This window comes from Maribacter sp., assembly GCF_016744255.1.
In the GTDB taxonomy this organism is placed as follows: Bacteria; Bacteroidota; Bacteroidia; order Flavobacteriales; family Flavobacteriaceae; genus Maribacter_B.
Map to the genome: position 1 here is coordinate 270 of NZ_JADGES010000104.1, position 11,127 is coordinate 11,396.

The window sequence follows — 11,127 nt, forward strand, 5'->3', positions numbered from 1 at the left end:
ATCTGCTTAAACTAAATCTAGGCTGATAAGCAACGAGTTTTAGCCACACACGTAAACAAAAAAAATAAGATGCAGTATACCAAAGAAGCGATTAAAGCCATGGACAAGGTAGCGCGCTTAAAAATTATAAATTCGGTTAGTGGCATAAAACCAGGGAACCTTATTGGGACTATTTCTAGTAACGGAGACACTAATGTAGCTGTTTTTAGTTCTGTTGTTCATCTTGGAAGCGACCCTGCTCTTCTAGGTTTTATTTCTAGACCACGAACAACAGAAGTTGGGCATACCTACCGCAATATTCAAGAAAACCAAGAATACACCATTAATCATATCCATCCAGAATTTATAAAAAAAGCTCATCATACTTCTGCTAAATTTGATAAAGACATATCTGAATTTGAATGTTGTAACTTAACAGAAGAATATATTGCTGATTTTAATGCTCCTTTTGTAAAAGAGAGTACTTTTAAAATAGGAATGCGATTTAAAGAAGCCGTAGATATTAAATTAAATGGGACTGTTCTTATTATTGGTGAAATAGAACATCTTATAATTCCTGAAACCGCATTTATTGAAGATAATATTGACCTTGAACAAACCAGTAGCGTGGGTATTTCTGGATTAAATAGTTATTATAAAATAAAAAAAATAGCAAGCTATCCGTATGCACGTGTTAGTGAAGCTCCTAAATTTTAGCTAATTAGTAATGATGAATCAAAAGAAAATATTACTTACGGGAGCAACTGGCTATATAGGCAAACGCTTTCTTCCTGTTCTTATAGAACAAGGATACCATGTAGTATGCGGTGTTCGGGATTTAAATAGATTTACACCGCCAAAAATACTCAAGAAAAATATTACCGTTATAAAACTAGATTTATTACAGCCTGCTACTCTTGATAATATTCCTGAAGATATAGATGGTGCATATTACTTAATACACTCCATGTCTAGTTCTAATGATTATGAAGCATTAGAATTACAATGTGCTGTTAATTTTAGAAAAGCACTGGAAAAAACAAACACCAAACATCTTATATATTTAAGTGGTATTGTAAATGATAAAAAATTATCTAAACATCTGTCTTCTAGGAAGAATGTTGAAAATGAATTAACAAAAGGAAGTTATGATTTTACCACCTTAAGAGCTGGTATTATTATTGGTTCTGGGAGCGCTTCTTTTGAAATTATCAGGGACATTGTGGAAAAACTACCCCTAATGATTACTCCTAAATGGTTGAACACAAAGTGCCAACCCATTGGTATTACCGATGTTTTAGCTTTTTTAATAAAGTCTTTATTTCATCCCAAAGTACGTAACAAAAATTTTGATATAGGAGGTGTAGATATTTTGACATACAAAGAAATGTTGTTAGAATTTAGCAGAAAAAGAAACTTAAAACGTACTATAATTACCATACCAGTAATGACCCCGAAGCTATCCTCATACTGGTTATATTTTGTTACTTCTACCTCCTATAAGCTTGCCATTGCATTGGTAAGTAGCATGAAAGTCGAAGTTATTTGTGAGAATAATCACCTCTCCGAAATTTTAAAAATTACACCGCTTTCTTATAGAGAGTGCCTAGATAAAGCTTTTGTAAAAATCGCTAGTAATGAAATTGCTTCTAGCTGGAAAGATGCCTTTAGTAGCGGTAATATAGATATCGTAATTTCAGATTTTATAGAGGTCCCCACGTTTGGGTGTTTTATAGATAAAAGGTCTAAAATCTATAAAAACAAAGAGGATTGCCTTTCTAAAATATGGAGTATCGGCGGAAAAAAAGGATGGTATTATGCCACTTGGTTATGGAAAGTAAGGGGCTATATAGATAAACTTTTTGGAGGTGTAGGTTTGCGAAGAGGAAGAACTAATGACACCGCATTAATAGCAGGAGATTCTATAGATTTTTGGCGTGTTCTTTATGCAAATAAAAAAGAAGGAAGACTTTTATTGTTTGCCGAAATGAAACTACCTGGAGAAGCTTGGTTAGAATTTAAGATGGTAGATAATACATTAATACAGACCGCTACATTTAGACCTTTAGGACTATCAGGACGGTTATATTGGTATGCCGTACTACCTTTCCATGGTCTTATTTTTAAAGGAATGCTACGCAAACTCACAGATGAACAAAAAAACACCAATGTTATTTAATACAACACGCACCAACAAAGAATATACAAAAGAGAGTAATTTTATTGTAGGCGAGGCTTTTTCGTTTTTAAAAAAATAAAATTAGGCGGTAATGCTTCTAGCAGATTAATGATTGCTGAATTTAGTGGTAAACTGGAACCAAAAAACCTAAATTCTACCGCAATCGCAATCAACTATACAAATTATTGAATTAAGCCCTAAAGGGGTTATCCTGCATTTTACCAATGGCTTAGATTGGTATTCTTAGATAATACCCTATTATCGTTTAGTCACATACAGCTCGCAAACATTTTGCATACATTCTAACGGAAATTTCATAAGGCTCAAGAAGAATAAAAACTACAAAGACAATAACAAATTTATTAAAAAGATGGTAGATTAAAAAAACGATTCTTTACAACTAGAGTATTACGACGCGTAAAACTAAACATTCATAAAGAGCACCTAATATTACACCTCCTATACTTTTACTCCTTCTAATAGTAACCACTATGCAAACAACTACAATTTTCAATTTTAGTAAAAAAACAGAAACCACAGACTGGACCATTGCTAATGATGTGGTAATGGGTGGTAAATCCTTAGCAAAAATCTATGTAAACCTAGAAGGAAGTGGCGTTTTTGAAGGCCGCATTTCCTTAGAAAACAATGGCGGATTTTCGTCTGTTAGATACCGTTCTAATAGCATAAACACAAAATCTTATTCCAAAATCATTTTAAAGGTGAAGGGTGATGGAAAAAGATATCAATTCCGGATAAAAGATAAAATATCTAACGGCTATTCTTATGTTACGTATTTTAATAGTTCTACAGATTGGCAAACTATAGAAATCCCCTTATCTAGTATGTATCCAACCTTTAGAGGTCGCAAACTAAACATTGGAAATTACAATAGCGAACACCTAGAAGAAATAGCTTTTTTAATTGGAAACAAAAAAGAAGAGTCTTTTAAACTAGAGATAGATACTGTCGTTTTACAATAGACTATTACAAATGTTTTGTTATTTTAGAACTCATAGGCTTAGTAATTGAAAAATAGTAATTTAATAAATTTCCATTTTAATTGACCAAATATTTTTGAAAATTCCATTTCACGCTAGAATTTTTATTTTTACTCAAATTACTAATAACCAAATACTTACAAAAAGTATGCTGTTTACTTCCTTTAACATAAATTTTTTCCGTCAGTAAAAAATTGATTCCAAAATTACGTTCGTAAAATGTCTTAATCTCAGAAGCATCACCTATAGATCTACCTTAATTAAAAGAATTACAATATGAAAATGCATGCTTCCGAAACGAGATTAACAACTAATGTTTTTCTTACAGGAGACACTCAATTCAATGGTTCCTTGAACGTTGCTATTACAAGATAAAAATCCGCCCTTGCTGTCATGGAATTGCTTTCTAGTACTATTTTAAAATAACAGGGGTTATATCCCTTTTACTCTAAAGAGTATCTCATAAAAAACAGAAACATATTTATACTATTTGTAGGTTTAAAAAATTATCCATAGTATTCTATTACGCTTATTACCCTATAAAACCTGACCCTAAAGATGAAAATAAAAATTACAGACCTTCCTTTTGGCTAAGAAAAAATACTGTTAATCTATAAAAAGGTAAGTATCATTTTTTTTAAAGAATTTTTAAGACTTAAAAGTGTTTAATATGAATCTTGTGTATTAGCTTCGCAGTTTCTAAATTAGAATACAATTTGATTGAAGATTTTATCATATCCTTTTTATGGAGTATTTCTCCTTTTGGTGAAGCAAAGGTTGGGATTCCATATGGTTTAATTCATGGTCTAAACAAGTACCTTGTTTTTACTGTTTGTTTTGGCGCAAATGTTTTAGTTTTCCCACTTATGATTTTCTTTTTAGAAAAAATAAATAAGTACTTATTACGCATGCATTTTTATAAAAAAGCGGCCCTATATGTTGCCAGAAAAGCAAAAAAAGGTTCTGGTGATCAAATTAAAAAATACGGTTTTTGGGGCTTAATTTTCTTTGTTATGCTTCCTATACCTGGCACAGGAGTCTATGCAGGTAGTATTGCAAGCTATTTATTTAAAATTGAGAAGAAAAAAGCCTTTTTAGCCAATACTATTGGTATTTATATTTCTTCGGTGATTATCTGGGCTACTACGGTAGCAACCATGGAGAAGAGTTTAAATATTTTTAACCTTCCTAATCTTTACACCTTTATACCATAGTTCTAAAAATTAGCAAAAATTCATAAAAACCTATGAATTTTTGCTAACAGTCGTTTCAAAATGTTTCTGCAACTTTGGGGTATAACATTAAACCCCCCATAATAATGAAGCACAAATTAACCTACATTAAAGCGTTAGCATGTATTATTTACCTATGCAGTTTTACAACGATTAGCGCTCAGGAAACTAGAAAACAAATAGGTCCCAAAAAATTAGAGTATCGTACGAATATTAAAGCAGAACAATACGCTGAACTAAAAAAAATAGGCTATAGCGATGCTGAAATTTACCAAGATTTGGGCAATGCTAATTTTTTATCTAACAACTATGAAAACGCTTTGTTTTGGTATAGTAAGCTACAGAAATTAAATGGGCTATCTTCTTCTTACCAAGAACGTTTTACCCATGCACTTTCCCAAACGAGCATGCCTACTATTGCTGCTACAGACTCTAAAAAGGACTGGTTATCTCAAATTAAGAAAGATTATGAAGTAGATGAAAACCCTAAAAACAAACGCTTTAGGAAACTAGATTTTCTAAATAACAACAGCACCTCTGCCTTAAATAAAACTTTAAAACAAAAGCTTCCGGAAGCCCATTTAAAGAATATTACCGATAAAAGCATAGATTATAACAATGCTTATGAAACCCCAATATCGGTTACTGCGGACGGAAAAACGGCTTATTTTAGTAAACCAATAGCTATGAAACCATCTATCGGAGTTTTTTCTAAAATGCAGATTGTACACAAAACATATTCTGCAAAAAAGGTGAACGGAAAATGGACAGAAATAAAAGAACTACCCCTTTGCCCAAAACACTATTCCTCTGTACACCCTACAGTTTCGGCAGATGGCAAACGTTTATTTTTTGCATCTAACATGCCTGGAACGTTTGGCAAGTATGATATTTATGTTTCCGATATGCAATCCGATGGCTCTTTCGGAATTGCCAAAAACCTAGGTGCTAAAGTAAATACCAAGAAAAATGATTTATACCCTAAACTTGTAAATGGCACTTCTTTATTATTTGCATCGGACGGGCGTAAAGGCTTTGGTGGACTAGATATATATATGGTTCAAGTACAACGGAAAAAAGTAGGTTGGGCTTCCAATTTAGGAACCTCCATAAATAGCAATAAAGACGATTTTGCTATTGCGTTAAATGGCAACGGACAAGGTTATGTAGTTAGCAATCGTGGTAACTCCAAGGATAAATTACAACACGTAGCTTTCACCCTAAAACCTAAGAGAAAAGATCCCCAAGAAGATTTAGATTTTAATGCTATAGATGTACTCACTACACACGCCACAAATACAGATTATACAAGTTCCCTTTTTGAAGACGAATAGCCCCAGAATAGGATAACATCCACCTATTCTTTTCCCCAATGCCTAGTTTTAGCACAATTAACTATGGTACTGCGGCAGATATTTACACAGAAGAACCTAAATTTTAGTGTTATGAAACTTTCTAATCCCCCCATTATTAAGAGTTACTTTCTTATTATTATCTTATTATTATGCTTTACCCCATTTTTAAAAGCACAAGAAGTAAGTAGTAGTTCTAACTCTACCAATAGCTATCATAATCAGTTATTTTTTAATCGATACCTTATAAATCCTACTTTTTCTTTGGTACGAGAAAATAAATCGTACTTAAATATTCTACACCGTAATCAATACTCCACTTTCGAGGACAATAGTCAGAATTATTTTCTTGGATTTAGTAACTTAATTAATGAAAAAACAGCCCTTGGAATTGGTGTTTATAGCCAATGGTCTGGCGTTGTTCAACAATTTGGTTTTAATGCTAATTACGCTACAGCCGTACAATTAGGAGCAAAAAGCAAGCTGACCTTTGGTACTAATATTACATACTATAATGAAGGAGTAGATAAAAACCGAATTGTAGCGACTCAAAATGATGGGCAAATACTCAATTCTAAAAAAGAGAGCAAACTTGCTATACAACCTGGAATGGCTCTCTCTATAGGTAAGTTTGATATTGGTATATATGCTACGGACCTATTAAAATATAACCAAAGCACCAATGATTTTAGTACAAACTTAAATACAAAGACCATACAAACCTCTTTACAATACACACATACATTTAACGCTAATAGAGGGCTTTTTAAAGACGCTAGATTATTACCTCTAATACAAATAGGACAAAACACAGACAATTCTTTGAGCTATATGGGGTCCTTTTTATTAGATATGCCTAGCTATGGATGGATACAATCTACCTATGATGCCGTACATGGTATTTCTGCTGGAGTTGGTTTTAATTTGAGTAAAAAAATGTCTCTTGGGTATTTATTAGAAAAAAATGTAGCTACTGAAGAAGCTAATCTAGGATGGAACCACGAAATTTCCTTAGCATACACTTTTAAAGATAACAATACCTATGGCGGTGCTTTTACAGAAAATTCGCAAGACCAAAAAATAGACGGTATAATTCGTAATTACGAAGAGCAAATACTACAACTTATTGCTGACAAAAAAGAAATGCTAGCAGAAAACCAAGCCATAAAAAAAACAACTTCTAACATAGAACAAAAAATACTAACACCACAAAAAACAGATACAATTCATAAATCTATGGTTCTAGCAACCTCAACTAAAGACTTAGCTTATGAGAATAGACTAATATTAGATGCGCTAATTCTAAGACAAGATTCTATTGAGGCTGCAAGGAATGCAGATTTAGAGAAACGTTTTAAAACCTTAGCTCGTTTGGTAAAATCGGAAATAAAAAGAAACAACACCCCAACGCCCGCCGCTACATCAACTAAGAAGAGCTACAGTAGTTTGGCTGTCGTAAAACCTACTATCACTAAAAAAATTAAAAAAGCTCCTGCTAAAGCTGTACGAGCATTTGCCAACCATGAAACCAAGGGTTACGTTAAACTCCCCATTAAGGTTCTTAATCAAGAAGATATAGTAGGAGTAAAAACTGGCTACTATGTTATTGCTAATGTTTATAAAACAAAAAAATATTTAGATGCCTTTATACATACTTTAAAGGATCAAGGGCTAAACGCTAAACAATTCTTTAACAAGGAAAACGGATTGTATTATGTGTATTTAGCAGATTACAACTATAAGAAAGATGCCGAAACTGCATTTGTATCTAACTTAAATGGGAAATACAATGACGAAAAATGGATTATGCAAGTTGACAATAGAATGGCAACAGCATCTAACAACTATAATGATTAAGACTAATTGCAATTTCTAAAATATTTTGTGCTGATAAAAGGAGGGGTCTCCGGGGGGAGTAACACTTCCCTCCTTTTTATTATCTACCTACAAAAGATTACACTTTATCGATAAAAACGGGCTTCCGACTACGGAAATAGTGTATTTTAACGAATATTCATGCAATTTACCCCAAGTAAGACAATATATAACTATATTTAGGTAAGCGAATACGTATTTTATGTTTAACCCCAAATCCCCCCACAAAACATGGAATTAAATTTTTACTCTAATACATTTAGTGTCTTAAAAAGACTCCAATTTTACCAAAACCAATACTATAGTTGGTTACTTCTTAAAAAAAATACTAGCATAAAAAGAGGCATTTTTCCCTCTCCTTTATCTGGTAGGTATTTTATAGCATCCTGACAATTATAATCCTTTCATTTTTCTATAACGCCATAGTCATATAGTACTATCAGTCTATATCTCTATAGGAGAAAAACACCCTTAATTGTACCCCAAGCTGGCACTCAACTACTTGGATAAGGACACGCTATGCCCATTTTTAAATGGTTTTAACTAATTAACTCATTTTATAATAATGCTTGCATTTTTAGTCCCCCCCGATAAAAATGCAAGCCTTTAAAAAACAGAAATTATGAACTCAGAATTGCACAAAATAATAGTTTTAGAAAAAGACCCAAGTTACCACGCTATATATAAAGAGTATTTTAAACAATATAAGGATTACCTTTTAGTAGCCATCTACCCATCTGCCATAGAAGCACTGCAGCAATACGACCGTATCCAACCAGATATTATAGTTTCTGAAGTAGAGCTATTACATGCCAATGGTATTGATAGTATTGCATTATTTAAAAAGAAAGATGTCGATGTAAAGATTATCATGGTAAGTAAAAACCCTTCTTTCGATACTATAAAGAAAGCTTTTAAAAATGGTGCAAATGGTTATTTAACCAAACCTCTTAGTAGTAAAAGACTCCACAATGCTTTACACGCAATAAAGTCAGAAGGGGCTGCAATGGGCCATGATATTGTAAAAGAGATTATTCAAAACTTTCGCAAGAAGACCTATGCCTTCTTCTCTAGTAGAGAAAACCAAATAATAGATTATTTATGTAAAGGAGCTACATATAAAGATATAGCCAACAAACTATTTGTTACTACGAGTACTGTAAATTTCCATATTCAAAACATATATGAAAAATTGAATGTTAACAGTAAATCTGAAGCTTTATATAAGCTACAGCATATGTAAAATAGACTGAGTGCCATTGGACCTCTATTTTTTGTATTTAGAATAGGGGTCCTTTTTTATGGTATTTTAAACAAAACTTCTGTCCCAATCTTTCCAAACAACTTCATACCCCTGCGATTTAATCATTTTGGCAATATCTGCGGTAGAACGCTCATCCGATATTTGAAACTGTTCTAAAGATTGTGGTTCTACACTATAACCTCCTGGATTTGTTTTAGATTCGGCGCTTATAGAGGTAATTCCTAATTTTATAATATTATCCCGAAACACTTCACTTTCTCTGGTAGACATAGATAATTCTACATCTTCATCTAGTAAACGATATGCACAAATTAATTGCACCAAATCGGAATCTGTCATTTCTACTTTTGGTTGCACCTCTCCTTCGTGCGGACGTAATCTTGGAAAAGAAATAGAATATTTAGTTTTCCAATACGCTTTTTGCAAATATTTTAAATGTAAGGCAGTATAAAAACTATCTACACGCCAATCTTCTAGACCAAATAAAGCTCCTATCCCTATTTTGTGCACTCTAGCTTTCCCTAACCTATCTGGCGTATCTAATCGATAATCAAAATTGGATTTTTTCCCTTTAGGATGGTGTATTTTATAGGTTTCCTTATGATACGTTTCTTGATACACCAAAACAGCATATAAACCAGCGTCTTTTAATTCTTCATATTCTCCTTGGTCTAATGGTTGCACTTCTATACTAATATTAGAAAAATGCTTTTTAATAAGTTCCATGGCTTTTTTAAGATAAGAAACCCCTACCGTTCTATTAGCTTCGCCAGTAACCAACAAAATATGATCATATCCTAAATTCTTTATATGCTGTACCTCTTTTAATATTTCGGTATCTGTAAGTGTTTTTCTAGGAATTTTATTCGTCATGCTAAATCCACAGTAGGTACAGATATTCTGACATTCGTTAGATAAATACATGGGTACATACATTTGTATGGTGTTACCAAATCGTTTCTTGGTAATAGCATTGCTACGCTGCGCCATTTCTTCTATAAATGGTTTTGCTGCTGGAGAAATTAAAACTTTAAAATCTTCTAAAGAAATTACTTCCTTCTGCAATACCAATTTAACATCAACAGAAGTAAAAGCATAAATTTCTTCCTCCAAAGTATCCCAGTCATATTTTTCAAAGGTGTTTTTAAAAGACATTGTTTCTGGCTTTTGGCCGTTAGCTTTTTGCTATTGGCTAATTAATTTTTGCTAAGGGCTAACAGCCAAAAGCTAATAGTTATTCAAAAAAGAAGTTAACGGACTACTGGCCTCTGCTACTTTCTGCACTGGTGCTAGTTTTGCATTGTATGCCATTCTACCAGCTTGTACTGCCATTTTAAATGCAATAGCCATTTCTATTGGGTTTTGCGATACTGCAATTGCCGTATTCACCAAAACAGCATCTGCTCCCAATTCCATTGCATAGGCTGCATGAGATGGCGCTCCTATACCCGCATCTACTATAACCGGAACTGTACTTTGCTCTATAATTATCTCTAAAAAATCTATCGTTTTTATTCCTTTACTACTACCTATTGGCGCTCCTAAAGGCATTACGCACTGTACTCCTACTTCTTCTAAACGCTTGCACAATACTGGGTCTGCATGAATATATGGCATGACTACAAAACCTTTTTTTACTAATTCTTCTGCTGCTTTTAACGTTTCTATTGGGTCTGGCAATAAGTATTTAGGATCCGGGTGGATCTCTAATTTCACCCAATTGGTTTGTAAAGCTTCTCTTGCTAATTCTGCTGCAAAAATTGCTTCTTTGGCCGTGCGTACACCTGAAGTATTTGGTAATAAATGGATATGAGTTTCTTGTAAATGCACCAGTATATCATCATTTTCATTTTGTACGTCTACTCGTTTTAAAGCAACCGTAACTAACTCGCTATCTGAGGCTAAAACAGCTTCTCTCATTTTCTGCGAACTACTGAATTTACCTGTACCCGTAAATAACCTAGAAGTAAAAGTTTTATCCTCAATCGTTAATATATCATTCATTCCTAATCTATTATTTTTCAAAACTATAGCGTTGTTCTAAAGAATTTCCCGCATTTAATAGTTTATGAAGCTCTCCTATTTTATTAAAATCTTGTGTTATTTCTCTGGAAATTGCTATCCCAGAAATACCCGTTTCTAAAATCCCTTTTACATCATCTATTGTAATTCCACCAATAGCAATAATTGGCGTATCCGTTTTTAGTTCTTCCAATATTACTTGGTATCCTAATCGGCCTATTAT

10 protein-coding genes are annotated in these 11,127 nt (G+C 33.0%); 7 read left to right on the top strand and 3 right to left on the bottom strand.

Annotated features, from left to right (window positions below; all coding sequences use genetic code 11):
• Window positions 1-69: 69 nt before the first annotated feature.
• The 7 genes from QZZ51_RS14145 to QZZ51_RS14180 all read left to right on the top strand — a co-directional run bounded on the left by QZZ51_RS14145 (window position 70) and on the right by QZZ51_RS14180 (window position 8,861).
• On the top strand, window positions 70-696 hold the full coding sequence (locus QZZ51_RS14145) for a flavin reductase (RefSeq protein ID WP_291870791.1): 627 nt from the start codon (window positions 70-72) through the stop codon (window positions 694-696).
• Window positions 697-706: 10 nt separating this feature from the next.
• Entirely contained in the window at window positions 707-2,158 is a 1,452-nt protein-coding gene (locus QZZ51_RS14150; protein ID WP_291870793.1) for an SDR family oxidoreductase, read from the top strand.
• Window positions 2,159-2,649: 491 nt separating this feature from the next.
• On the top strand, window positions 2,650-3,141 hold the full coding sequence (locus tag QZZ51_RS14155) for a CIA30 family protein (RefSeq protein WP_291870795.1): 492 nt from the start codon (window positions 2,650-2,652) through the stop codon (window positions 3,139-3,141).
• A 734-nt stretch (window positions 3,142-3,875) separates the two neighbouring features.
• Entirely contained in the window at window positions 3,876-4,373 is a 498-nt protein-coding gene (locus QZZ51_RS14165; RefSeq protein ID WP_291870812.1) for a small multi-drug export protein, read from the top strand.
• A gap of 104 nt (window positions 4,374-4,477) precedes the next feature.
• Entirely contained in the window at window positions 4,478-5,725 is a 1,248-nt protein-coding gene (locus tag QZZ51_RS14170; RefSeq protein WP_291870797.1) for a cell envelope biogenesis protein OmpA, read from the top strand.
• 111 nt (window positions 5,726-5,836) lie between these two features.
• The gene (locus tag QZZ51_RS14175) at window positions 5,837-7,600 is read left to right on the top strand and encodes a type IX secretion system membrane protein PorP/SprF (protein ID WP_291870799.1); all 1,764 of its coding nucleotides are present in this window, start codon (window positions 5,837-5,839) and stop codon (window positions 7,598-7,600) included.
• A 640-nt stretch (window positions 7,601-8,240) separates the two neighbouring features.
• Window positions 8,241-8,861: a response regulator transcription factor gene (locus QZZ51_RS14180; protein ID WP_291870801.1), complete on the top strand. Its 621-nt coding sequence runs from the start codon at window positions 8,241-8,243 to the stop codon at window positions 8,859-8,861.
• A 66-nt stretch (window positions 8,862-8,927) separates the two neighbouring features.
• On the opposite strand, the gene thiH is transcribed toward QZZ51_RS14180, so the two are convergent.
• From thiH to QZZ51_RS14195, 3 genes are all read right to left on the bottom strand, one after another.
• Window positions 8,928-10,037, bottom strand: coding sequence for a 2-iminoacetate synthase ThiH (gene thiH / locus QZZ51_RS14185; protein WP_291870803.1), 1,110 nt, complete (start codon window positions 10,035-10,037; stop codon window positions 8,928-8,930).
• Window positions 10,038-10,109: 72 nt separating this feature from the next.
• Complete coding sequence (locus QZZ51_RS14190; protein WP_291870805.1) at window positions 10,110-10,886, bottom strand: thiazole synthase; 777 nt, start codon at window positions 10,884-10,886, stop codon at window positions 10,110-10,112.
• 10 nt (window positions 10,887-10,896) lie between these two features.
• A partial coding sequence (locus tag QZZ51_RS14195; protein ID WP_291870807.1) for a thiamine phosphate synthase occupies window positions 10,897-11,127 on the bottom strand: 231 nt, incomplete at its 5' end.

Coding starts and splice junctions, on each gene's coding strand:
- QZZ51_RS14190 (WP_291870805.1), bottom strand. CDS start 10,886: ATGAATGATATATTAACGATTGAGGATAAAACTTTTACTTCTAGGTTA.
- QZZ51_RS14145 (WP_291870791.1), top strand. CDS start 70: ATGCAGTATACCAAAGAAGCGATTAAAGCCATGGACAAGGTAGCGCGC.
- QZZ51_RS14155 (WP_291870795.1), top strand. CDS start 2,650: ATGCAAACAACTACAATTTTCAATTTTAGTAAAAAAACAGAAACCACA.
- thiH (WP_291870803.1), bottom strand. CDS start 10,037: ATGTCTTTTAAAAACACCTTTGAAAAATATGACTGGGATACTTTGGAG.
- QZZ51_RS14175 (WP_291870799.1), top strand. CDS start 5,837: ATGAAACTTTCTAATCCCCCCATTATTAAGAGTTACTTTCTTATTATT.
- QZZ51_RS14150 (WP_291870793.1), top strand. CDS start 707: ATGATGAATCAAAAGAAAATATTACTTACGGGAGCAACTGGCTATATA.
- QZZ51_RS14180 (WP_291870801.1), top strand. CDS start 8,241: ATGAACTCAGAATTGCACAAAATAATAGTTTTAGAAAAAGACCCAAGT.
- QZZ51_RS14170 (WP_291870797.1), top strand. CDS start 4,478: ATGAAGCACAAATTAACCTACATTAAAGCGTTAGCATGTATTATTTAC.